Source organism: Pseudomonas sp. LBUM1643, from assembly GCF_059716215.1.
In genome coordinates, this window is the sequence record NZ_CP166813.1 from 2,783,972 (window position 1) to 2,807,400 (window position 23,429).

At 58.9% G+C, this 23,429-nt stretch carries 24 protein-coding genes; 12 read left to right on the forward strand and 12 right to left on the reverse strand.

The window, feature by feature from the left end:
• The first annotated feature begins 29 nt into the window (after nt 1–29).
• Nucleotides 30–701 (forward strand): Bax inhibitor-1/YccA family protein, encoded by a 672-nt coding sequence (locus tag ACA063_RS12615; RefSeq protein WP_034147218.1) that lies wholly within the window; start codon nt 30–32, stop codon nt 699–701.
• 62 nt (nt 702–763) lie between these two features.
• Here the strand turns inward: ACA063_RS12615 and ACA063_RS12620 are convergent, their stop codons facing one another.
• Both ACA063_RS12620 and ACA063_RS12625 read right to left on the reverse strand, forming a co-directional pair.
• Nucleotides 764–1,093 (reverse strand): YceK/YidQ family lipoprotein, encoded by a 330-nt coding sequence (locus ACA063_RS12620; protein ID WP_497666516.1) that lies wholly within the window; start codon nt 1,091–1,093, stop codon nt 764–766.
• Between the two features lie 57 nt (nt 1,094–1,150).
• Entirely contained in the window at nt 1,151–1,588 is a 438-nt protein-coding gene (locus tag ACA063_RS12625; RefSeq protein WP_497666128.1) for an Lrp/AsnC family transcriptional regulator, read from the reverse strand.
• Between the two features lie 135 nt (nt 1,589–1,723).
• On the opposite strand from ACA063_RS12625, the gene ACA063_RS12630 reads away from it, so the two are divergent.
• On the forward strand, nt 1,724–2,614 hold the full coding sequence (locus ACA063_RS12630; protein WP_497666129.1) for a DMT family transporter: 891 nt from the start codon (nt 1,724–1,726) through the stop codon (nt 2,612–2,614).
• 41 nt (nt 2,615–2,655) lie between these two features.
• Here ACA063_RS12630 and ACA063_RS12635 read toward each other — a convergent pair whose 3' ends face one another.
• Both ACA063_RS12635 and ACA063_RS12640 read right to left on the reverse strand, forming a co-directional pair.
• A complete protein-coding gene (locus ACA063_RS12635; RefSeq protein WP_497666130.1) occupies nt 2,656–3,726 on the reverse strand; it encodes an FUSC family protein in 1,071 nt (356 codons plus the stop codon).
• A 17-nt stretch (nt 3,727–3,743) separates the two neighbouring features.
• The gene (locus ACA063_RS12640) at nt 3,744–5,369 is read right to left on the reverse strand and encodes an NADP-dependent glyceraldehyde-3-phosphate dehydrogenase (RefSeq protein ID WP_497666131.1); all 1,626 of its coding nucleotides are present in this window, start codon (nt 5,367–5,369) and stop codon (nt 3,744–3,746) included.
• Between the two features lie 254 nt (nt 5,370–5,623).
• Between ACA063_RS12640 and ACA063_RS12645 the strand changes: the two genes are divergently transcribed.
• The 3 genes from ACA063_RS12645 to ACA063_RS12655 all read left to right on the forward strand — a co-directional run bounded on the left by ACA063_RS12645 (nt 5,624) and on the right by ACA063_RS12655 (nt 8,703).
• Nucleotides 5,624–6,013, forward strand: coding sequence for a c-type cytochrome (locus ACA063_RS12645; RefSeq protein WP_497666132.1), 390 nt, complete (start codon nt 5,624–5,626; stop codon nt 6,011–6,013).
• Nucleotides 6,014–6,097: 84 nt separating this feature from the next.
• On the forward strand, nt 6,098–7,429 hold the full coding sequence (locus ACA063_RS12650) for a D-arabinono-1,4-lactone oxidase (RefSeq protein WP_497666517.1): 1,332 nt from the start codon (nt 6,098–6,100) through the stop codon (nt 7,427–7,429).
• A gap of 65 nt (nt 7,430–7,494) precedes the next feature.
• Entirely contained in the window at nt 7,495–8,703 is a 1,209-nt protein-coding gene (locus tag ACA063_RS12655) for a DSD1 family PLP-dependent enzyme (protein ID WP_497666518.1), read from the forward strand.
• A gap of 171 nt (nt 8,704–8,874) precedes the next feature.
• Here ACA063_RS12655 and ACA063_RS12660 read toward each other — a convergent pair whose 3' ends face one another.
• Complete coding sequence (locus tag ACA063_RS12660; protein ID WP_497666133.1) at nt 8,875–9,825, reverse strand: SphA family protein; 951 nt, start codon at nt 9,823–9,825, stop codon at nt 8,875–8,877.
• Between the two features lie 221 nt (nt 9,826–10,046).
• On the opposite strand from ACA063_RS12660, the gene ACA063_RS12665 reads away from it, so the two are divergent.
• On the forward strand, nt 10,047–11,087 hold the full coding sequence (locus ACA063_RS12665; RefSeq protein WP_497666134.1) for an AraC family transcriptional regulator: 1,041 nt from the start codon (nt 10,047–10,049) through the stop codon (nt 11,085–11,087).
• A 121-nt stretch (nt 11,088–11,208) separates the two neighbouring features.
• Nucleotides 11,209–12,246 carry a GGDEF domain-containing protein gene (locus tag ACA063_RS12670; RefSeq protein ID WP_497666135.1) on the forward strand — a complete coding sequence of 346 codons (1,038 nt, stop codon included), beginning with the start codon at nt 11,209–11,211 and terminating at the stop codon, nt 12,244–12,246.
• Nucleotides 12,247–12,390: 144 nt separating this feature from the next.
• Here the strand turns inward: ACA063_RS12670 and ACA063_RS12675 are convergent, their stop codons facing one another.
• Entirely contained in the window at nt 12,391–13,806 is a 1,416-nt protein-coding gene (locus ACA063_RS12675) for an MFS transporter (protein WP_497666136.1), read from the reverse strand.
• Between the two features lie 137 nt (nt 13,807–13,943).
• Between ACA063_RS12675 and ACA063_RS12680 the strand changes: the two genes are divergently transcribed.
• Nucleotides 13,944–14,849 carry a LysR family transcriptional regulator gene (locus tag ACA063_RS12680; protein ID WP_497666137.1) on the forward strand — a complete coding sequence of 302 codons (906 nt, stop codon included), beginning with the start codon at nt 13,944–13,946 and terminating at the stop codon, nt 14,847–14,849.
• A gap of 160 nt (nt 14,850–15,009) precedes the next feature.
• Nucleotides 15,010–15,648, forward strand: coding sequence for a peptidoglycan-binding domain-containing protein (locus ACA063_RS12685; RefSeq protein ID WP_497666138.1), 639 nt, complete (start codon nt 15,010–15,012; stop codon nt 15,646–15,648).
• A gap of 14 nt (nt 15,649–15,662) precedes the next feature.
• Here ACA063_RS12685 and ACA063_RS12690 read toward each other — a convergent pair whose 3' ends face one another.
• Nucleotides 15,663–15,923: a hypothetical protein gene (locus tag ACA063_RS12690; protein WP_497666139.1), complete on the reverse strand. Its 261-nt coding sequence runs from the start codon at nt 15,921–15,923 to the stop codon at nt 15,663–15,665.
• 620 nt (nt 15,924–16,543) lie between these two features.
• Here ACA063_RS12690 and ACA063_RS12695 point away from each other — a divergent pair.
• Both ACA063_RS12695 and ACA063_RS12700 read left to right on the forward strand, forming a co-directional pair.
• A complete protein-coding gene (locus tag ACA063_RS12695) occupies nt 16,544–17,626 on the forward strand; it encodes a hypothetical protein (RefSeq protein WP_497666140.1) in 1,083 nt (360 codons plus the stop codon).
• 2 nt (nt 17,627–17,628) lie between these two features.
• Nucleotides 17,629–17,982 (forward strand): DUF1428 domain-containing protein, encoded by a 354-nt coding sequence (locus ACA063_RS12700; RefSeq protein WP_497666141.1) that lies wholly within the window; start codon nt 17,629–17,631, stop codon nt 17,980–17,982.
• Nucleotides 17,983–17,996: 14 nt separating this feature from the next.
• Here ACA063_RS12700 and ACA063_RS12705 read toward each other — a convergent pair whose 3' ends face one another.
• The gene (locus ACA063_RS12705) at nt 17,997–18,191 is read right to left on the reverse strand and encodes a hypothetical protein (protein WP_194693372.1); all 195 of its coding nucleotides are present in this window, start codon (nt 18,189–18,191) and stop codon (nt 17,997–17,999) included.
• 60 nt (nt 18,192–18,251) lie between these two features.
• Here ACA063_RS12705 and thpR point away from each other — a divergent pair, with 60 nt between their 5' ends.
• Entirely contained in the window at nt 18,252–18,788 is a 537-nt protein-coding gene (gene thpR / locus ACA063_RS12710; protein ID WP_497666142.1) for an RNA 2',3'-cyclic phosphodiesterase, read from the forward strand.
• Between the two features lie 334 nt (nt 18,789–19,122).
• Here the strand turns inward: thpR and ACA063_RS12715 are convergent, their stop codons facing one another.
• The 4 genes from ACA063_RS12715 to potA all read right to left on the reverse strand — a co-directional run bounded on the left by ACA063_RS12715 (nt 19,123) and on the right by potA (nt 23,392).
• Complete coding sequence (locus tag ACA063_RS12715; RefSeq protein ID WP_497666143.1) at nt 19,123–20,220, reverse strand: polyamine ABC transporter substrate-binding protein; 1,098 nt, start codon at nt 20,218–20,220, stop codon at nt 19,123–19,125.
• A 240-nt stretch (nt 20,221–20,460) separates the two neighbouring features.
• Entirely contained in the window at nt 20,461–21,342 is an 882-nt protein-coding gene (locus tag ACA063_RS12720) for an ABC transporter permease subunit (RefSeq protein WP_497666144.1), read from the reverse strand.
• A complete protein-coding gene (locus ACA063_RS12725) occupies nt 21,339–22,253 on the reverse strand; it encodes an ABC transporter permease subunit (RefSeq protein ID WP_497666145.1) in 915 nt (304 codons plus the stop codon). Before ACA063_RS12725 ends, ACA063_RS12720 begins: the two co-directional genes overlap by 4 nt.
• Entirely contained in the window at nt 22,250–23,392 is a 1,143-nt protein-coding gene (gene potA, locus ACA063_RS12730) for a polyamine ABC transporter ATP-binding protein (protein WP_497666146.1), read from the reverse strand. The genes ACA063_RS12725 and potA overlap by 4 nt, the downstream gene beginning before the upstream one ends.
• Nucleotides 23,393–23,429: the final 37 nt, after the last annotated feature.

The following is a 23,429-nucleotide window of genomic DNA, read 5'->3' on the forward strand; positions in this document are numbered from 1 at the left end:
GAACGTTTCAAACCAACAGGAGTGTCGCCATGCGCGAACAGGATTACGCAGTTAATAACAGCGTGCAGGCTGAGCAGCTAGAGGTTAGCCGCGTCCTGCGCAACACTTACGGCTTGCTCGCCCTCACCCTCGCATTCAGCGGCGTGATGGCGTTTGTCGCTCAACAGATGCGTGTCGGTTACCCGAACATTTTCGTGGTTCTGATCGGTTTCTATGGCCTTTTCTTCCTCACCAACAAACTACGTGATTCCGCGTGGGGCCTGGTGTCGGCCTTTGCCTTGACCGGTTTCATGGGATTCCTGCTCGGCCCGATCCTCAACCGTTACCTGGGTATGCAGGGCGGTGCCGAGGTTGTCAGTTCGGCTTTCGCGATGACCGCACTGGTGTTCGGTGGCCTTTCGGCCTACGTACTGATCACCCGTAAGGACATGAGCTTCCTCGGTGGTTTCATCACAGCAGGTTTCTTCGTGCTGCTGGGTGCGACGCTGGCAAGCTTCTTCTTCCAGATCAGCGGTTTGCAGTTGGCGATCAGCGCCGGTTTCGTGCTGTTCTCCTCGGTCTGCATTCTGTTCCAGACCAGCGCCATCATTCACGGCGGCGAGCGCAACTACATCATGGCGACCATCAGTCTGTATGTATCGATCTACAACCTGTTCATCAGCTTGTTGCAGCTGTTCGGCATCATGAGCCGCGATGATTAATCGCCGGCCATAAGTAAAAAACCCGCTCAGGCGGGTTTTTTATTGCCTGAAAATCCAGATGATCAGTTGACGATAATGCTGCCGTCGGCCTGCTGTCGGTAAATGGTGTAGGGCAGCATCAAGGTATCGAGTGCGCCGGAAAAGACTACATCGACCAGCAGTCCGAGTGGCGCATTGTCATATTTCTGCGCGTCCCGTCCTTCTTCCAGTGGTGCGAACAGAACGCAAAAATCATAGGTCACGCCGCTGTAGATTCGCGGGACTGCGCCGCAATAGCTCTTCTTTTGCTTGAGACTCTTGGCAGCAGACTCATCACCCATCATGACGGTTTGAACCGTGCCACACCCTGTCACCATCAATACTGCTGCCAGTACCATTACCTGAGTTTTCAAATTGCCATTCCCTAGCTGAAAAATCCTGAACATACCCATTGAAACCTGGCGTTTCACTTACGCCATCGGTGGTAATCGGCGTTTGACGGGTGTTTTCTTGACGATCGCCGTATTGGTTTCGGCATGGGTATTAAGGCGATCCAGCAGCGTATCAAGCTGTTCCATGGAACGCACATGCAGTCGCGCAATAAAGCAGTCGTCCCCAGTGACCTTGTCGCACTCGGTGAACTGTGGGATCGCCTGAATCTGCCGTTCAACTTCCTGCAGCTGGCCTGGCAGCGGGCGGATGCGCACGATGGCCTGCAGCTGATAACCGAAGCACTTGGGGTCGATCTCGACGGTATAGCCTGTGAGCACGCCCCGTTCTTCAAGACGCCGCAAACGTTCGGCGACACTAGGCGAAGACAAACCACTGATGTTCGCCAGCGCCTTGAGCGATCGCCGGGAATCCTCCATCAATGCCGTTATCAGCACTTGATCAATATCGTCGGTCACGGCGAAACCTCTCTTAGGCAATTAATCAAATCCGCCTTTATAAAAAAGGCAGATTCGAATTCTAGCCTGCTTTTTGCGCTGGAGAAGCCTGCGGGCGAATAGGCATACTTTGGGCTCAAATACAGGAGTCTAATGATGGACAACTCAATCCGTCGCGGTTCATCTGAAATGACCGCCGCCATGCTGATTTCCGGAACCATCGGCTGGTTCGTGCTGGTGTCCGGCCAACCGGTGCTGGACGTAGTGTTCTGGCGTTGCGTGTTCGGTGCCGGCACCTTGCTGCTGATCTGTGCGGCATTCGGCTTTTTACGTCGCAAAATCCTGACCCGAACCACGTTCCTGCTCGCCGTACTCAGCGGCATGGCGATTGTCGGCAATTGGGTGCTGTTGTTTGCGTCGTATTCCCGGGCATCGATAGCCATCGGGACAGCGGTCTACAACGTCCAGCCGTTCATGCTGGTGGGGCTGGCCGCGCTTTTCCTCAACGAGAAAATCACCCTGCAGAAGTTGTTCTGGCTGGGCATCTCGTTTCTGGGAATGCTGGCGATTGTGAGTGCGCACGGCACGCAGGGCGAGAGTGGCAATGACTACCTGTTGGGTATCGCACTGGCGCTGGGCGCTGCGTTTCTCTACGCCATTGCAGCGTTGATCATCAAGCGCCTGACCGGCACTCCGCCGCATTTGATTGCACTGGTCCAGGTCTGCACCGGCGTACTGTTGCTCGCGCCGTTCGCACACTTTTCGGCGCTGCCACAAGCGCCAAGCGCCTGGGCCAGTCTGGTCACTCTGGGCATCGTCCATACCGGTGTGATGTACGTATTGTTGTACGGCGCCATCCAGAAACTGCCGACAGCACTGACCGGCGCGCTGTCATTCATCTACCCGATCGCCGCGATATTTGTGGACTGGTTCGCCTTCGGCCATCGCCTGGAGCTCCTGCAGTGGTTCGGTGTCGCGGCAATCCTGCTGGCGGCGGCCGGCATGCAGCAGGGCTGGAGCCTGAAATTTCGCCGAGTAGTCGCCTGATGCCTGCCGCCAGCGGCTACGGACCGCCGTTTTAAGCGGGATCAAATACTCCAGCGCGGCGCAGTCCTGGCCAGGCGTTCGCGCATTTCATCAATGTTGGCGACCAGCTGCAAAATCAATAACCGGTACCCATCCAGAGGGCTGTAAACCGGTGCTTCAAGGCTCGCCTCCCGCGCCGGCTCCACGGGCCGATTGAGTCGCTGGTAGGAACCGGTTTTCAACGCCCGGGCCATGCCAACAAGCTGTACCCGAATCAACCGATGTTCAGCTTTCAATACCGATTGAAGTTGACCCATGGCCTGAGCGTCATTGGCGTCCGGCCGGGTGTTGGCCAGTATTTCCAAAGTGCTGACACACATCCGCAAGTTGCGTTGGAGGGCATCGAGCTCCGTCATGGAGATCCTCACTTCCTTGGACACCGACGGCATTAATGAGCGCAATTGCACCATCACCGTGTTCAGGCGGCCCATGAGTCTGAGGTGTTCATCATCGGTGACCGATTGGCCATTGATGATGCGCCCGTAGATCGTTGCGCAATCGCGCAATGAATCCGCCAGGTTGTAGCGCCAGGAAAACACTGCGTACAGCGGAAGGGCGAACGAAAACGCGAGCGCCAGGGCAATCCCGATCAGGATGTCCACCCCGCGCCACAAACCGTCGCTGAGCGGATTGTCGCCATGCCCCGCGACGATAAATACAGTGATACCCGCCAGCAGCGCGGTGTAACCCCCTTTGCCGATGGCGTGATACGAGAAAAAACCGCACACCACCGACATGACGAAATAGGTCAGCCACGGCATCCCGAGCCAGGTCTGTTGCAGCACCAGCAGCAAACCGATGCCGGCCCCGACCAAGGTGCCGATGGCCCGCTCGGCGGCTTTTTTGCCAATGTTGCCGTGGTGCTGCAAGCCGCCGATGACCACCAGCATCGTCACCGATGCCCATTCACCATGGGGCAGGTTAATGCCGGTGGTCAGCATGATCGAAGCCAGTAACCCAAGCGACACACGCACCGCGTGGATCAGTTTGGCGTGTTGATAGCGCCGATACGGATCCAGCAACGGACGCAACAACCGGCGCAACAGCGGTGGCAGTCGATGGGCTCTGATCATGCTAAGACCTGATCTCCTCAGAAGATGTAATCAGTGGTCAGGAAACTCGAACTGCGGCCGCTGATAATTTCGCTGATCAGCTCTTTGTTGGTTTCCTGGAACTTGGTGGCCACCAGCGTGCGGATCGAAAAAACCCTCAGCGCATCATGTACCGACAACGTGCCTTCGGCGGAATTTTTGCGCCCGTTGAACGGGTAGGTGTCCGGGCCGCGCTGGCACTGGGCGTTAAGGTTGATCCGGCCGACCTGGTTGGCAAAGGTGTCGACCAGCCTGCCGACTGCCACCGGATTGGTGCCGAAGATGCTCAGTTGCTGGCCGAAGTCAGACTCCAGCACGTAATCGATCACGGTATCCAGGTGACGGTACGGCACGATAGGAACGACCGGGCCGAACTGTTCTTCCTGATACACACGCATTTGCGGCGTGACCGGGAACAGCACGGCAGGGTAGAAGAACGAGGCGCGGGTTTCACCGCCGTTGGGGTTGACCACCTTCGCACCTTTGCTCTCGGCATCGGCCACCAGCGCGTGCAGGTAATCGACTTTACCCGACTCCGGCAAGGGCGTCAGGGCCACGCCGCTGTCCCATGGCATGCCCGGTTTGAGCGTGGCGAGCTTGGCGTTGAATTTCTCGATGAACGCGTCGACCACGTCTTCGTGAACAAAGAGGATTTTCAGCGCAGTGCAACGCTGGCCGTTGAAGGACAACGAGCCGGTGACGGCTTCGTTCACGGCGTTATCCAGATCGACTTCGGGCAACACGATGCCGGGATTCTTCGCGTCCAGACCCAGCGCCGCGCGCAAACGGTGTGGCTTGGGATGCAGCTTTTTAAGGTCGCTGGCGGCCTTGTTGGTGCCGATAAACGCAAAGATATCGATCTTTCCACTGGCCATCAGCGCACTGACGGTTTCGCGGCCGCTGCCGTAGATCACGTTGATCACCCCGGCCGGGAAGCTGTCGCGGAAGGCTTCCAGCAGCGGGCGGATCAGCAGGACACCGAGCTTGGCCGGTTTGAACACTACGGTGTTACCCATGATCAGCGCCGGAATCAGCGTGGTGAAAGTTTCGTTCAGCGGGTAGTTGTAAGGCCCCATGCACAGCGCCACGCCGAGCGGAACGCGGCGAATCTGTCCGAGTGTGTCCTGTTCCAGTTCAAACCGGCTGGAACGGCGATCGAGTTCCTTGAGGGCGTTGATGGTGTCGACGATGTAATCGCAGGTGCGGTCGAACTCTTTTTCCGAATCCTTGAGGTTCTTGCCGATCTCCCACATCAGCAACTTGACCACCGCCTCACGCTGTTCGCGCATGTGCCCGAGGAAGGTTTCAACGTGCTGAATGCGCTCGGCCACGCGCATGGTCGGCCATAGGCCCTGGCCTCGGTCATAGGCGCGGACAGCGGCGTCGAGGGCGGTCAATGCGGTCTCGGCGTCGAGCAGTGGCGTGCTGCCGAGGATCACCTGCTCATCACCTTGTTCATCGGTCAGGTACACCGGGCTGCGGACTTGAGCGAGCGGCCCCGACCAGATCTTCAGCTCGCCATCGACCAGGTACTCGCGCTGTTCGGTCGGGCCGTCGAGGCGGTATTTTTCCGGGACGCTGGCCGCGTCAGGAAACAGGTTGCCAAGGATATGTGCTGTGGACATGTCGCTACCCCATCTGGATTGTCTGATTCGCTGATGAATCGTTTTAGCAGACCTGCGCTTCGCTTGTCATGACTCATTTCGTCTCAGTGGCGAACAGGCAGGTTCCTTGGTGCTTGCGGTCATGGCCTCAGAAGCCCCCCTTGTTGGCCCCCAATGCCCTGAACCCTGCGGCACGGGTGCCTTAGTGTTGAGCTCTCCTTGCACACAATAAAAAGGTGCACCCGGCTGGCCGGAGCGCCAAAGAGAGGACCGTCATGCGGGCACTTCGATTCACGGGAAAGCCTAGCCTTTGTTTGGCGTTGGTGGGGTGCGCCTTCGTCGCGCTGCTCAGCGGTTGTGGTGAAGAGAAAAAAAGCCCGGCGACCCACGACCAAGCCGCCACCGCCCAACCGGGCGATCCCGCGCTGGCGCAGATTTACGACAACAGTTGCAAGCTCTGCCACGCCAATCCGGCGGCCGGAGCGCCATTGACCGGCGACAGAAATGCCTGGGAGCCACGGCTGCTCCAGGGCGCTGATACGCTGCTGGATCACGCCATCAACGGCTACAACGGCATGCCACCCATGGGCCAATGCGTGGAGTGTTCAGAGGAACAGTTCCTCGCGCTGATCAGCTTCATGGCCGGGCAAACCCTCCAACAATAACAACCCGGGGTGCACTTGATGACGATGGATTTAACACGGCGGCAATGGCTGCAGCGGGCAAGCATCATTGGCGCTTTCACGGCCCTGGGCAGCAGCCCGGCGCTCGCTGAATTGCTACGCGCACCGCGGCTGATCCCTTGGCGCAATTGGTCCGGCGCCCAGAGTTGTCTGCCGGCGGCGCGGCTGGCGCCCAAGCATCTCGATGAATTGACCCAGGTTGTCCGTCAGGCGCCCGGCAAGATTCGTCCAGTCGGTTCGGCGCACTCCTTCAGCGCGCTGGTGCCCACCGATGGCACGCTGTTGTCGCTGAGCTACTTCACCGGGTTGCTCGATCACGATGCCCAGACCCTTCAGGCCGAGTTCGCCGCCGGCACGCCGATGTCGCAGATGGGTACACCGCTCAAGGGCATCGGGCAGGCGCTGCAGAACATGGCCGACATCGATTACCAGACCCTCGCCGGCGCGATTTCCACCTCGACCCACGGCACCGGCAAGCAGTTTCAATCCTATTCGGCGCATGTCTGCGGCCTGCAACTGGTGACCGCCAGCGGCGACGTTCTTGACTGCGACAGCACGCGCCATCCCGAGGTATTCAGCGCCGCCCGGGTGTCCCTCGGTGCCTTGGGCGTCGCTACCAGAATCCGCCTGCAAAACCGTCCGGCTTATCGCCTGAGGGAGCGCCAATGGATCGCCAAAACCGAAGAGCTGCTGGAAGACCTCGACAAGAACACCCGTGAAAATCAGCACTGGGAAATGCTCGTGGTGACCCATTCCGACTATGCCCTGTCAATCGCCCTGAACGAGACCGTCGACCCGGCCACGCCGCCGATCCCGGCAGACGAGGAGGGGGGTAACGAGTTCGTGAACCTGATCGAGAAGATCGATAAGTACGGCAGCGATTTTCCTGACCTGCGCCGAACCCTGCTCAACAACCTGCGCCACCTGGCCAGTTTCGATGATCGGGTGGGCGACTCCTTCGATATCTACGCCAACGTGCGCACGGTGCGCTTCAACGAAATGGAATACTCGGTCCCGGCGGAACACGGCCCGGCTTGTCTGCGGGAAATTCTAAAGTTGATTCAGGACAAGGACCTGCGCACCTGGTTTCCCATCGAGTACCGCTACGTCAAGGCCGATGACATTCCACTGAGCATGTTCGAAGGCCGGGACAGTTGCTCGATCTCGGTTCACCAGCATTACCAGATGGACCATCACAACTTTTTCGCTGTCATCGAGCCGATCTTCTGGAGGTACAACGGCCGGCCGCACTGGGGAAAATTGCACACGCTTAACGCAAGGAACCTGCAACCGCTGTATCCGCGCTGGCAGGAATTCATTCAGGTACGCCAGGCCCTCGACCCCAGCGGCAAATTCCTCAATGCGCACCTGGCATCCATCCTGGGGGTGAACCCATGAATCGGCGTCATTTCGTGATGGGAACGGTGGGTGTCGGGGTCTTGCTGGCCGGTGTCGCCGTGTGGTTGCGACCAGGGGACCGAGGTGGGCCCTACAGCGATTATTTTCGTGCGCTGAACCGCGAACTCAAGGTGCACGGGCCGATGCGGCCGGTGATGCTGATTGACCTGGATCGGCTCGATCACAACATCGATGTGGTGATGCAGTCGGTCAAGCGTGGGGGCAAACATCTGCGCCTGGTGGAAAAATCGTTACCGGCACCGGGTTTGCTGGCGTACATCGCCAAGCGCGCTGGCACACAGCGGTTGATGTCGTTTCATCAACCGTTTCTCAACCATGACGCCATGGCGTTTCCAGAGGCTGACATCCTGCTGGGCAAACCGTTGCCAGTACGCTCGGCGCAGTTGTTTTATCAAACGCACACCGGTCCGTTCGACCCGTCGAAGCAATTGCAGTGGCTGATCGATACGCCGCATCGCTTGCAGGAGTACCTGGCGCTGGCTCAGGGATTGGGCACGCGATTGCGGGTGAACATCGAGCTGGATGTCGGCCTGCATCGCGGCGGTGTAGGTGATGTGACGCAGCTGGGGCAGCTGCTGACGCTGATCAGCGCTAACCCGCAGCACCTGGAATTTGCGGGTTTCATGGGGTATGACCCGTTCGTGGGCATGGGCGTACCGGGTATTCTGGGTTCGCCTGAAGAGCTGTTCGCCAAGGTGATGGTGATCTACAACCGTTACGTCGATTTTACCCGTCGCGAGTACCCCGGTCTTTGGCATTCGGGGCTGACGCTCAACACCGCCGGCAGCCCCAGCTATCGCCTGCACGAGCAGGAGAAACTCAGCACCGAAGTATCGGTGGGAACTGCCATGCTCAAGCCCACTCATTACGATCTGCCGTCGCTGGTGGAGCATGTTCCGGCGGCTTACATCGCGACGCCTGTGCTCAAGAGCACCGGAGCGGTGAATATCCCGGCGCTGGATGACAAGTCGAAGCTGTTTTCGTGGTGGGACATCAATCAGCGCGAGACCTTTTTTATCTACGGCGGCAATTGGATGGCCGAGTTCGAATCGCCCAAGGGGCTGCAGAGCAACGGGGTATATGGCCGCAGTTCCAATCAGGAGATGGTCAATGGTTCGGCGGCGGTGGGGTTGGCGTTGGAGGATCAGGTGTTTTTGAGACCGACCCAGACAGAATCGGTGCTGTTGCAGTTCGGGGATTTGCTGGCGGTGCGCGGCGGCAAGATTGTCGACACCTGGCCCGTGTATTCCTGAGCCCTTGTAAAACCTTGTACCCCGGTTCGCCTCGTAGGAGCTGTGTAGGAGCTGTCGAGTGAAACGAGGCTGCGATCTTTTGATCTTAAAAATCAGGATCAAAAGATCGCAGCCTCATTTCACTCGACAGCTCCTACAGCTCCTACAGCTCCTACGAAGCCTGGCATTCACTCAAAACGCATACGGAATACTCACCTTCGCCCACAACATTTCCCCCTCGGGCCGGTTTTCCACGTCAAATTCCTTGGCCCAGCGAATCTCCGCGCTGGCGTATTTGAGGAAGGTCAGGTGCAACGCCGGGCCGATGGCGAACACCTGCCCGCGCACGCCGTCATTCACATCTTCGCCGTTGAACTGCACGGTTCTGCCGAACTGCTTGTCGTCGGTGGTCTGCTTCAAATAGTAGCCATTCAAGCCGAGCATCAGGTTGTCGGTGATCTTGTAACTGGCGGAATAATCGAAGTGAAAAATCTGCCCCGATTTGTAGTCGGTGTCCTTGTTCTTCTCGTTGAAGCTGTAAGTCGTCTTCATCGACAACTCGGTTCTCGGCGTCGGCAACCAGGTGAAGGAAAACAGCGGTTTGTAGGTGTAGAAGTTGTTGCTGGTGTTGGCGAGCCGGTCGACGCTGTATTCACCTGTCGGCACGGTGATTTCCACGGCAGCACCGAGGGTCAGGTTCTTGCCCATGTCCCAGAGAATGATTGGCGCGATGGTGGTGTCGCCCATGCCTTCGCGGGTGTCCTGCAAACCGAACACCGAGACTTCCTGTTTCAGCCACGGCTGCGCGATGTAACCGGCCAGACGCCCCCCGAATACCCGCACCGGGCTGAGGTAATCGATACGCGGAATGACCGCCGTGGATTCAATCTCGACATTGGGCACTTTGCCGCCCAGCGAGCTGATGTTCAGCTTGGTGGATGTGTAATGGTTGTAGTAGAGGTTGAAGGCCAGCATGTTGTCCGGGAGGCTGTTCACGTCCAGAGGCAACATGAAAAAGCCGTCGGTGCCAGGGCCAATGTTGTCTACGCCGGCCTCGGTGGCTAACGCCGGTAATTGAATGGCGCAGACACCCGCCAGGCCGACGGCCAGTCGCAAGGAAACGTTCATCCGGATCAGGTTCATGTGTGTACTCATTCTTATTGTGAGTGGTCGCGCCGGTGGCATGACGCCGGTGACCAGAGCCCCAGGGCATAGAAATAAGCTGTTAAGGCGAGCGCGGGCAGGGTATTGGCGGCCAGATAGGGGGCTTCTGCGGACAGCCTTCAAAGCCTGTGCTAACTTCCTTAGACATAACCGGTAACAAAAAATAAGAATCCAGACACGATCCGGAACGTATAGCGCCCATGCAGATGAAAGTAATCGATCCCACCTATGAACTGGCGCTGGTGTCGCCGTTTCTGTTGCAAACCCTGGCAGAAGTCGCGCAGCAAAAAGGCATCAACCCCGAGACCCTTTGCCGAGGGTTGGGCTTTACCCTCGAAGACCTGCAGGACCCGGCGCACCGCATTTCCTACCGCCAGGCCGTGGCGATGATTCAGCGTGCGTTGAAGGTGTTGCCGAACCGCGGTTTGGGGCTATGGGTCGGTGCGCAGAACGTACTCGGCACCCTCGGGCTTCTCGGCCATGTGCTGTCCCTGTGCAAAACCCTGCGGGATGCGTTCGAGCTGGGTATCCGTCATCAGCACACCTCCGGCGGCATCGCCGTATCGAGTGTCGAAGAAACGGCGGACCGGGTGCTCGTCGACGTCGAATGCCGGTTGCCGTTCGCCGACGTGCAGGTGTTCGCGGTCGAGGAGTTTTTCGCCAGTTTGCTGGTGTACGGCCGAGCGCTGGTGGGCGCGGATTTCAAGCCGATAGCCGTGGAGTTCGTGCACGCGGCGCCGGATTACCGGGCCGAGTACCACCATTGGCTGGGGCCGGATGTGCGCTTTGGCTGTCTGCAAAACCGCATGGTCATTGCCGCTCACTGGCTGGAGGTGTGCCTGCCCAATCATCATTCCCTGGCATTGCGTCAGGCGGTCAAATTGCTTGAGCTGGAGGCCGCGCAGATTCACCAGAAAATGGACTTGATCCAGGCGGTGGAGCGCGCGATTTCCCGCGACCTGACCGAGGGCAGCCACATCGAAAAAATTGCCGGTGACTTGAACATGAGCAGCCGTACCTTGCGTCGACGGCTCACCGAGCATGCGCTGACGTTCGAAACGTTACTGGAACAAGTACGCCAGGCGCGCACCATGAGCCTGTTGGGCAATCCGGAGATGTCCATCGAGCGCATTACCGAAGAAGTCGGCTACAGCGATGTGCGCAGTTTCCGTCGGGCGTTCAAGCGCTGGACCGGCATGAGTCCCACGGCGTTTCGCAACGAGGGTGCCGTCTTGCAATAACTTGGCCTTGGCGCTCAATAAAAAGGGCCGTATTTGCTGGCAAGTGGCTATCCGTTTACCAGACGTACGGTTATGCTCCACGCGTTTCCATTTGCCAATGATTACTAACCATAGTGACGCTATGAGCCAATCCGAGACGCGTGCGACTGTTCTAGAGATGTATCCGGAAGATTCCCGCGAGGCGGCGGCCCTGCTCAAGCAAGCCGTCCCATTGATGGTTCGTCATAACATCCCGCCCAACCCCGTGCACTACGCGCTCTGGTACACCTACAGCAAGGGCCAGGTGCCCGAGCTCAATCGGCAACTGGACAAGGTACTCAAGGATTTCGATCGCTTTCCTGCCGAGTCCGCATCGAAGCTGTTTCGCGACTACATCATTCGCGACGAGCTGGAAGATGCGCGCGCCGGCCAGCAGCAAGCGATCAATCTGGTCGACGACATGGCGCGGGACGTGTCGCGCAGTGTCGAAGGCAATCGCAACTTCCAGACCAGCCTCGTTCACTGCCTGGACATGCTCGAAGCGCCTACTAACGAGCGCTTGCCGGACATCTTGAGCGAACTGCAACAAAGCACCCGGCTCATGCAGAGCCAGCAGGAACACTTTCTATCCCAACTGCATTCCGCCCAGGACGAAATCAAGACCCTGCGCAGCAAACTCGAGCGCGCGCAACTGGCCGCGACGATCGATGGCCTGACCGAACTGCTCAATCGCGCGGCCTTCACCCGTGTGCTGGAACGGGCGCTGGGCAGACCATCGCGAGGCGTCGCTCTGGTGATGCTCGATATCGATCACTTCAAGCAATTCAATGACCAGTACGGCCATCCCTTGGGCGACCGGGTTCTCCAGCATGTCGCGCAAACCTTGCGCCACTCACTGCCCAACCACGCCAATGCCGCGCGTTACGGCGGAGAAGAATTCTGCGTGGTGCTGGAGCAATGCCCCGATCTCGCCAGCGCCCGGGCTTTCGCCGAGCAACTGCGCCTGAAGATCCAGTCGCTGCGAATCAAGGCGCGTGGCGACGGCAAGGTGCTGGACACCATAACGGCCTCGTTCGGTGTGGCGCTGGCAGTGCCCGACGACACCCTCGACAGCCTGCTGACCCGTGCGGATGACGCGTTGTATCAGGCCAAACGCAACGGTCGGAACCAGGTTATCTGAAAGAAGGGCCGGTCGAAGTCGGCGTTCAGGTGACGGTGATCGTCAGAAAATAGCGGCAGGAACCCGGACAAAACCGTTTCCTGTAGGAGCGAGCCTGCTCGCGAAGGCGGCGTGTCAGGCACCATCAATCCGAGTATGACGGCCTCATCGGATAGACCTCTTAAAAGCTTGCAACCGCCGCAGCGCAATGACCAACGCCAAGCCCATCAACATCAACGCTACGGCAAACGTGCTCTGCATCCCTTGTGCAATCGCATCGGGATGCGCGAGATTGCTCCCGGCAGAGCTTGATGCCAGCGCAAACACCGCGCCCAACGCAGCGGCGCCGGAGACCAGTCCCAGATTGCGCGACAAGTTGAGCAGACCCGAAATCACCCCTCGCTGGTCCGCTACGACATCTGCCATCACCGCAGTGTTGTTGGCCGTCTGGAACAGCGCGTACCCCAATGTGATGACAGCCACGGCCACCACATAGCCGCCGATGCCGAACTCCACCGGCGTTATCGATAACGCGCAGCACCCAATGACCATCGCTGCAAGCCCCGAGACAGTCATACGCCGAGCGCCGAACCGGTCGACAACGCGGCCCGCCGGCACCCCTGTCAGCGCAGCGACCACTGGCCCGACCGACATCACCAGGCCAACCCCGACGGCATCCAGTTCAAGTGCCTCTGACAAGTAAAAAGGCCCGACCACCAGCGTCGCCATCATCACCATGGTCACCAGCGCACTCATCGCCAGGCAGGCGCTCAAGTCTGGATCGCGGAACATTTTCAGGCGAATCAAGGGTGAGGCGACACGCTTTTCGATGGACACAAACATCCAGAGAGCAACACCCGCAAACACCAGCAGCGCACTGTTGAGCCATCCGAAACTGCCGCGCCCGATCGTCATCGCCAGCCCGTACGCCGTCAGCATGACCACGAACATCAACGTGCCCGGCACATCGAATCCACTGCGCCTGGCTCCGGATTCCGCGCTGTCGGCAGGGAGCCACCGATACGCGAGCCACCCTGTCAGCAGACCCAGTGGAACAGCGATCAGAAAGATCGCCCGCCAACCGAATCCATAAATCAAAAGACCACCCAATGTAGGCCCCATCGCGGTGCCGATGGCCGACATCGTCCCGAGCATCCCCATGGCCCTGCCGATCCCGGGTTTGGGCACGGCATCGCTTACAAACGCCAGGGTCAGCGCCATCATGATGGCGGCGCCAAGCCCCTGCAGCGCTCGGGCGGCGATCAATAGATTCAGGGTCGGCGCCACACCGCATAACACCGACGCCAGGGTAAACAGACCGATGCCGATCAGCAGTAAACGTCGGCGCCCCGTGATATCACCGAGCCGTCCGACACTGACAATCAACGCGGTGATGGCGAGGAGGTAGGCAATCACGACCCATTGCACCGACTGAAAGGGCGCGTTGAACGCTTCAGACAATGTCGGCAATCCCACGTTGGCAATGCTGGTCCCTAGCGACGAGAGCAACATCGAAAGGGAGAGACTGGTGAGCGTCCACCGTGTGGCGCCAGCCGATCGAGCGGCGGCAATCGTAGTCATTATCTGCGTCCTCTTTCTGACCACTCCCGAAGCGGGGCTGTCCGAAATCTACGCCCAGGCCTAACATGGCGGAAGACGCACGGTTTGCACTTTATCCATGCGCCAGACGCCATCTCCCACCTGCCTGGAGGCGAAGCATGCCTTTCCCCGATCTGAATTTGCTGATCACTCTGGATGTGCTGCTCGCTGAAGGCAGCGTCGCCCGCGCCGCCAAACGCCTGCGGCTCAGCCCCTCGGCGATGAGTCGCTCGCTGGCCCGTTTGCGCGAGACCACGGGCGATCCGCTTCTCGTCAGGGCAGGGCGCGGTTTGGTGCCGACCCCCCGGGCCATCGAATTGCGCGAGCGCGTCGGGCAGCTGGTGCAGGACGCCGAAGCTGTCCTTCGCCCGGCCGAACAGCCGGATCTGCAACACCTGAACCGCCTCTTTACCCTGCGCACCAGCGAGGGCTTTGTCGAAAACTTCGGCGCGCCGCTGATAGCACGCATCGCCGAGCAAGCCCCCGGTGTGCGACTGCGCTTCATGCACAAACCCGATAAGGACAGCACCGCGCTACGGGACGGTACCGTGGATCTGGAAACAGGCGTGGTCGGGAAGGGCGCAGGGCCGGAGTTGCGCACGCAGGGGCTGTTCCGTGATCGCTTCATTGGCGTCATGCGCGAAGACCACCCACTCGGCAAAGGCGACATCACGCCTGCTCGCTTTGCGGCGGGCGGGCACATCAGCATTTCCAGAAGGGGGTTGGATAAAGGACCGATTGATGACGCGCTGGCGGCGCTGCAACTCACACGCGACATCGTGACGACGGTCGCCGGTTTCTCGACCGCGCTGGCGCTCGCCAGGGGCACCGACCTGATCACCTGTGTTCCAGAGCGCCACACGCAAAGCCTGCGTGTCGGAATGCACAGCTTTGCGCTTCCCTTTGAAGTGCCGCCATTTACCGTCGCCATGCTTTGGCATCCGCGAATGGACGCCGACCCGGTGCATCGCTGGTTGCGCGGGTGTCTTAAAGAGGTGTGCGCGCCATCAGTCGTGGCCCGATAAATTGATCCGTTTGCTCTCTGAAAAAGAGGAAATGCCTGACATATAAGTTTTATCAAGAACGCCTTAATTCCCGTGCACCAGTGTCCAGGAAAGGTGTTTCGCAGGAGCCTGCTGAAGCCGTTGGACACTCGATGAACAGACAGAATCGAGGAGCTTCACCGTGGCAAAACCGCTGGATTTTACGTCTCAGGCTCAGGCCGCTGTGCAGGGTGACTACACCCTGAAAAAACCCAGTGGTCGTTCTTGGGTGTCGGAGTTTCCAACCAGTACGCGTCTTGATGATCTGAGCCCGGCCTTTGGTTCGTCAGCCCTTTCCTTCATCAGAGCCCTTCAAGCAGCAGGTGCGAGCGTAAACATCGCCGCCACGTTGCGTCCTGCCCAGCGCGCATTCCTGATGCACTGGGCCTGGAAAATCTTAAATGCGGACGCAGACCCGAAGACCATCCCGACCCGCGAGGGCGTGAACATCGCGTGGGGCCACGTAGACGAAAAGGGCGAATTTTGTAGCGAGCGATCCATCGCCGCCGCCCGGGAAATGGTGGATGCCTATGGCCTGAAAAAACTGAGAGTTGCCCCGGCGCTGAGGTCACGACACATCGAGGGGAATGCCATTGATATGGCCATTTCCTGGGCGGGAACGCTTTCTATAGCGGACGCCTTGGGCACGACCGTTCACATCACGACAGCGCCCAGGACAGGAATGAATACGGACTTGCACGCGGTGGCTATCACTTACGGCGTCATCAAGTTCAAGGGCGGCGACAAGGACATACCTCATTGGTCAACTGATGGATGCTGAACTCACGCCAGCTCCTAAAACGTGAACCGACGCGCGGTATCCAGAGCCACTTCCTTGTCCAATAGGTGCTCAACCAACACATCATTCAAAAACCGAAACTGGTCATTCAGCCCCACCACTTCATTACTGAAATGATTAGCGGCGGCCGGCATCAGCAACGCTTCGAAATTTTTGTCGAACACCAGCGAAATCGCCTGGCGCGGAACAACCTGCTGGGAATAGTAGTTATTACCAAAAACCGGAAAGCTCACGGAGAGAGTGACGGCGTGGATCATGATGGCTGCTCCTCGGTCTGATCGACGTCCAGAACGATGTAAGAAAAAAGCGTCAGGGTGACAGCGGTCAGGGCCAGGCAAGTCAGAAGATGAATCAGCATGATGAACCCCTCCGTTACGGGATTTGTTGACGGGATAAGGTGATCCTACGCTGACGGATTTTTTGCGGAAGGCATTCGGGACGATGGTGGTTATCGATGGGAATGATGGTAAGGAGGGGTGGTGTTTTGACTGGCCCCTGATGATCCGGCATCGATGCCAACTGGCACGGCCCCATCGCGAGCAGGCTCACTCCCACAGGTTTCGGCGGTGTACGCCAATGCTGTGACCCACAAAGATCCCTGTGGGAGTGAGCCTGCTCGCGATAGCGGTCTTGCATCCAATACCGACATCGACTGACACGGCCCCATCGCGAGCAGGCTCGCTCCCACAGGTTTCGGCGGTGTATGCGAATGCTGTGACCGACAAAGATCCTTGTGGGAGTGAGCCTGCTCGCGATAGCGGCCTACAGATTCGACACCGGACCAAGGACAGACCCAGACCTCCACCTATACTCAAACCAGTACCCCTTCGACCGCCGATCCTTACGGTCGGCGTAACATTTTCGGGAAGCCGCGACCTTGAACCTGCGTTCGCTGATCGTTGCCGTGCTGTTGGTCGTGGCGGGTTGCGCCACGCCTACGCGTGCGCCTCTTACCGCGCCACCGGTCATCGTTTCCCAGGCCACCTGGCAGCAAGTGGACCGGGACATTGTCGCGGCATCACGATCGGCCACCGAACAGGCCAAGGTCTTTGCGCGCGGGTCCATGGATCATTGGCGCACACGCGTTTACGAACAGACCGAAGAGAATTTCATTCCGTGGTTCAGCAGTTACTGGGCCCAGGAATGGATGTCGATGAAAGTCAGCTGGTACACCATCAGCGCCAAAGGCGAGCAGGACGCGTCGGCCAAGCGTCTGGCGGCGTATTTGCTGGAGGAATACCAGGAACGTGTCCTGGCACCGGTGGCGGTTGAGATAGACCCGGACGCGATTCTTCATCAGGCCACCGAGTTTTATGTGCAGCTCATTGGCCAGCAACTGCAGGTCATCTCCCAGCGCTACGGCGTGCCGATGGACCAGCTCAATGCCCGCGTCAACAAGATCCCCGCCATCGCGCTGGGCCCACCCTCTGCCCGGGATGCCTCGCTCTATCAGGTCATCCATACCGACCTGAATATGCTCCCGGCGTTTTCCGCGCTGATCGACAAGATCCACACCGCGGGCGGCGACAAGGGCGTCGGCTCGACCGATACCGCCATGGCGCCTGTGGCCAAACGCGCCAGTCAGCGGATGGAAGCCGAAATGGCCCCGCGCGGGGCGGCCAGTGCGGTGGCGGCGGCGGCAGGGAGGCTGGCGGGAGGATTGATTACTGTCGGCGTCGCGGGCATTCGCGCAATTATCCAGGCCAGTGACCGGCCTGACAGCGAGGCGCTGATTCGCAGCAGCCTGGGCAATACGTTCGACAAAGCCTGGGTGAAGCTGGTGCAGAACCCGACGACCGGTGTGATGGCCGGGACGTTGTACATGGCGGCGCAAGTTGAAGGGAATCTGGCGGGGGCCGTCGAAGCACCGTCGGTCAGTTCGGGTGGCGGGTCTGTCGACTGGAGCCCGACGGAATCGACTAACCAGCAGATCGACCCTCTACCCCCCGCAGGAGAATGACCATGTCTTACGTTGATGGCTTCATTGCAGCAGTCCCAACGGCCAATCGGGAAAAATTCAAAAAACACGCCGAGTCGGCGGCCGTCATTTTCAAAGAAAACGGTGCCTTGAGCGTCGTTGAATGTTGGGGCGATGACGTGCCCGACGGCAAGGTCACCTCGTTCCCCATGGCGGTCAAGCTCAAGGACGACGAAACCGTGGTGTTTTCCTGGATCGTATGGCCCGACAAAGGCACCCGCGATGCCGGAATGAACAAGCTCATGTCCGACCCGCGTATGCAGCCGGACGTCAACCCGATGCCGTTCGACGGTCAGCGCATGGTATTCGGCGGTTTCAACGTGATCGTGCAAGCCTGACGCCCGTCGCAGGATCACTCCGATGAAGGGGTGATCCTGCAGCTCTTGCGATTGCGGATCTCGCTGTCCGTAGGTCGTTCCCGGATAAATTCGAAACGCGGTTCACCTTCGCTATAGTGAACCAGCCATCCCCAGTCCAGCTCGGACTCATCCTGACCGGGTCGCGGCGGCATTGCCCACCACGGCTCCTTGCTGATGATCTCTCGCATGGTCACCTCCCGTTGATTCGGTTGTCTGAACTATAACTTGCCCACCAGGAGCTGCCAGGCATGAGCGACGAATCCCATGAGCCGTCCAAACGGCTGTTTTTTGCGCTGGACTGCGCACCCGCGCAACGCCGGGCGATAGCGCAGTGGCGTAACGCGCTGCAACTCAGGACAGGCCGTCCGGTGCCTGCGGAAAATTTCCACCTGACGCTGTTGTTTCTCGGCTCGGTCAATGCGGCGCAGATCGCCGATGTCTGCAGCGCCGCCGGCAAGGTTCGCGTGCCCGGTGAGCCATTGCGGGTCGAACTGGATCGGCTGGATGCCTGGCGCAGGGCAGGGGCGCTGGTGCTGGCATCAGAGCAGGCGCCGCCCGCGTTGCTACGTCTGGTGTATGCGCTGGAGCAGGCGATGCTGCCGTTCGGATTCGAGGAGACGTCCAAGGACTTTAGGCCGCACCTGACCTTGATGCGCGACTACCGGGCGCCGGTGCCCGAGTCGACGACGCCGCCGACGTTTTTCCTGCATGCCGATCACTTCGCCCTGTTCGAATCCCATAAAGGCCGTTATCGGGCACTCGCGCAGTGGCCGTTGATACCGTAACGTCAGCCACAAAAAAAGGCGCCCGAGGGCGCCCAAATCCACCTTGACCGAGGAAGCCAGGTGAGGCCGTTCTTCATCAGAGAAAGGCAGCGGTGGTAAGGCGCTGCGGGAACGGAAAACGTGTTGTCCGGATGCACATCTCCCCCTGTAGGAGCTGCCGGAGGCTGCGATCTTTTGATCTTTGATGGCTTGATGAAGAAAGATCAAAAGATCGCAGCCTGCGGCAGCTCCTACAATGATTTGCGTTGCGACGCGCACCCTGTGTGTGGGCTTGCTCGCGAAGGCGAAGGCGAAGGCGAAGGCGAAGTCAGCTTCAGCGAGAAGTCCAGGTTGTTCACTTACCGAGCTTCACCCGAGTCCAACCCCGAGTCATCACCCGCTGAATACCAATCGGCAAATCCGGAATCGCATACAACGTCGCGATCACGTCTTGCGGCGGATACGACCCCGGATCATCACGAATCGCCTCATCCACCAAGGGCGTAGCCGCCGCGTTGGCATTACTGTAGCCAATGTTGTTGGTGATCTCGGCGATGATGTCCGGGCGCATCAGGAAGTTCATGAACAGGTAAGCGTTCTCGACGTTCGCCGCATCGCGGGGGATGGCAACCATGTCATAGAAACTGCCGGCACCTTCTTTCGGAATGCTGTAGTCAATCTTCACTTTATCGCCGGCTTCCTTGGCGCGGGCCTTGGCCTGCAGCACATCGCCGGAGTAACCGACTGCCACGCAGATGTTGCCGTTGGCCAGGTCGGAGATGTACTTCGAGGAGTGGAAATACGCCACCGACGGGCGAATCTTCATGAACAGTGCTTCGGCTTCAGCGATCTGAGCCTTGTCCTGGGAATTCACCGCATAACCCAGATAGTGCAGGGCAGCCGGCAACATTTCCGTTGGCGAATCGAGGAAGCTGATACCGCAGGCTTTAAGTTTTTCGGCGTTTTCCGGTTTGAACAACAGGTCCCAGGAGTTGGTCGGGGCATTGCCGCCGAGCACTTCCTTGACCTTGTCCGGATTGAACCCGATACCGATCGAGCCCCACATGTACGGGAAGGCGTGACCGTTGTCCGGATCGCTGGCAGAGGCGTTTTTCAGCAACACCGGGTTCAGGTTTTTCCAGTTCGACAGCTTCGACTTGTCCAGTTCCTGATAGACGCCAGCCTTGATCTGCTTGGCCAGAAAACTGTTCGACGGCACGACGATGTCATAGCCGGATTTGCCGGCAAGCAGCCGGGCTTCGAGGGTTTCATTGCTGTCGAACACATCGTAGGTCACACGGATGCCGGTCTCGTCTTCGAACTTTTTGACGGTGTCCGGGGCGATGTAATCCGACCAGTTGTAGACGCGCAGTACCTTGTCATTGGCCTGGGCGCCTGTGGCGATCGCGCCGAATAAGGACAGTGTCAGCAAAGTCCTGCCAAGCATTTTCATCGAGTACAACTCCATTCTTTTTATTCAAAATCACACAGCAAAGATGCAGTGAACACACAACCTGTTAAGCAAACACAAACCCTGGTGTAAAACATCAATCCTGTGGCGAGGGAGCTTGCTCCCGCTTGAGTGCGCAGCACTCACGAAAAATTGGCAGGATGGCCGGAATTTTCGGGGTCGCTTCGCAACCCAGCGCGAGCAAGCTCGCTCGCCACAGGAGCGTGTTCACGTCCGATGACATCAGGCGGTAGCACCCGCCAATGACTTACCAGGCTGCCACGACTCACTGGCCGTCTGATCCATCGCTTCCTGAATAGCACGCTTACGGCTCGCTTCAGCACGACGGCTGAAGTACCAGACCATGAACGTCACAATCGAGACCGCCAACAAAATCAGGCTGGCAACCGCGTTGATCTCAGGCTTCACACCCAGACGAACCGCCGAGAACACTTCCATCGGCAGGGTCGTCGACCCCGGCCCCGACACGAAGCTCGCCAGCACCAGATCATCCAGCGACAAGGCAAACGACATCATGCCGCCCGCCGCCAGTGACGGCGCGATCATCGGAATGGTGATCAGGAAAAACACCTTGAACGGCTTCGCACCGAGGTCCATGGCCGCTTCTTCGATGGACAGGTCCAGCTCGCGAAGGCGGGCGGAGACTACCACTGCGACATAGGCGGCACAAAACGTGGTGTGGGCGATCCAGATCGTGACGATGCCACGCTCCATCGGCCAACCGATCAACTGCGCCATGGCCACGAACAGCAGCAACAGCGACAGACCGGTGATCACTTCCGGCATCACCAACGGCGCGGTCACCAGGCCACCGAACAACGTGCGACCCTTGAAGCGTGTCACGCGGGTCAGCACGAACGCCGCCAATGTCCCCAGTGCCACCGCCGCCACCGCCGTGTAGCAGGCGATTTCCAGCGAGCGCACCACCGAGCCCATCAGTTGAGTGTTGTCGAGCAGGCCGGCGTACCACTTGAATGACCAGCCGCCCCACACCGTCACCAGCTTCGAGGCGTTGAACGAGTAGATCACCAGAATCAGCATCGGCAGGTAGATAAACGACAGGCCGAAAACCAGCATGAACTTTGAAAATCCGAAGCGTTTCATCCTCGTGCCTCCATCTCTTTGGCCTGGCTGCGGTTAAACAGCAGAATCGGCACAATCAGAATCAACAGCATCACCACCGCCAGGGCAGACGCCACCGGCCAATCGCGATTGTTGAAGAACTCTTGCCACAGCACGCGACCGATCATCAGCGTCTCCGGGCCACCGAGCAGCTCGGGAATCACGAACTCACCGACCACCGGAATGAACACCAGCATGCAACCGGCGATGATGCCGTTCTTGGCCAGCGGCACGGTGATTTTCCAGAAGTTGTTGAAGTTGCTCGAACCCAGGTCCTGCGCCGCTTCCAGCAGGCTGCCATCGTGCTTGACCAGGTTGGCGTACAGCGGCAAAACCATGAACGGCAAGTACGCGTACACCACACCGATATAAACGGCGGTGTTGGTGTTGAGGATCTCGATCGGGTGCGACGTCAGGCCGGTCCACATCAGGAACGCGTTAAGCAAACCGTTGTTGCTGAGGATGCCCATCCACGCATACACACGGATCAGGATCGCGGTCCAGGTCGGCATCATGATCAGCAGCAGCAAGACGTTTTGCGATTCCTTGCTCGCCTTGGTGATTGCGTAAGCCATCGGGAAACCGATCACCAGGCACATCACCGTACTGAGCAACGCCACTTTCAACGAACCGAGGTACGCCGAGATGTACAACTCATCCTGAGTCAGCAACGAGTAGTTGCCGAGGTTAAGCAGCAACTGGAATTTCTGCTCGGCGAAAGTGTAGATCTCCGAGTACGGCGGAATCGCCAGGGCCGCTTCTGAGAAGCTGATCTTCATCACCAAAAAGAACGGCAGCATGAAGAACAGAAACAGCCAGATGAACGGAATGCCGATGACCAGTTTTCGCCCGCTGGGGACCAGTCTCAGGAATTGCTGATTGAAGGTTCTCATGCGCGCAGTACCACGCCGCTGTCGTCTTCCCACCACACGTAGACCTGGTCGTCCCAGGTCGGACGTGCGCCGCGGCGTTCGGCGTTGGCCATGAACGACTGCACGACTTTGCCGCCCGGCAGCTGCACATAAAACACCGAATGACCGCCGAGGTAGGCGATGTCATGCACCTTGCCCACGGACCAGTTGTAGCGGGTGTCTGGCTTGATGGTGCTGACCAGCATTTTTTCCGGGCGGATCGCGTAGGTGATCGACTTGTCCTGCACCGACGTGCTGACGCCGTGACCGACGTAGATCTTCTGCTCAAGGTCCGGGCTGTGAATGATCGCATGACCTTCAAGGTCTTCAACAACCGTGCCTTCGAAAGCGTTCACGTTGCCAATGAACTCGCAGACCATGCGGCTGACCGGTGCTTCGTAGATGTCGACCGGGCTGCCGATCTGGGCGATCCAGCCCAGGTGCATGATCGCAATGCGCTGGGCCATGGTCATGGCCTCTTCCTGATCGTGGGTCACCATCACGCAGGTCACGCCGACGCGCTCGATGATTTCCACCAGCTCAAGCTGCATCTGCGAACGCAGTTTCTTGTCCAGCGCCCCCATCGGTTCATCGAGCAGCAACAGCTTCGGACGCTTGGCCAAAGAGCGAGCCAACGCCACACGCTGACGCTGACCGCCGGACAGTTGGTGAGGTTTGCGCTTGGCGTACTGGGTCATGTGCACCAGTCGCAGCATCTCTTCCACACGGGCGTCGATTTCACTGGAGGACAGCCGATCCTGCTTCAGGCCGAAGGCAATGTTCTGCGCCACCGTCATGTGCGGGAACAAGGCGTACGACTGGAACATCATGTTGATCGGCCGCTCGTATGGCGGCATGTCGGTGATGTCCACACCGTCGAGCAGGATACGTCCTTCGGTAGGGCGCTCGAAGCCTGCGAGCATGCGCAGCAGCGTCGATTTACCGGAGCCGGAACCGCCAAGCAGGGCGAAGATTTCGCCTTGATGGATCTCAAGCGAGACGTCATCCACTGCGACGGTTTCGTCGAATTTCTTGGTGACGCGGTCGACTTTCACCAGCACCTTTTTCGGTGCCTGGTGACCTTCAAGAGCCTTCCTGTAAATGCTGGAGGCGTTTGCCATGTGAAACTCCCAACAGGTTTCAGTCGTCGGGCCAACG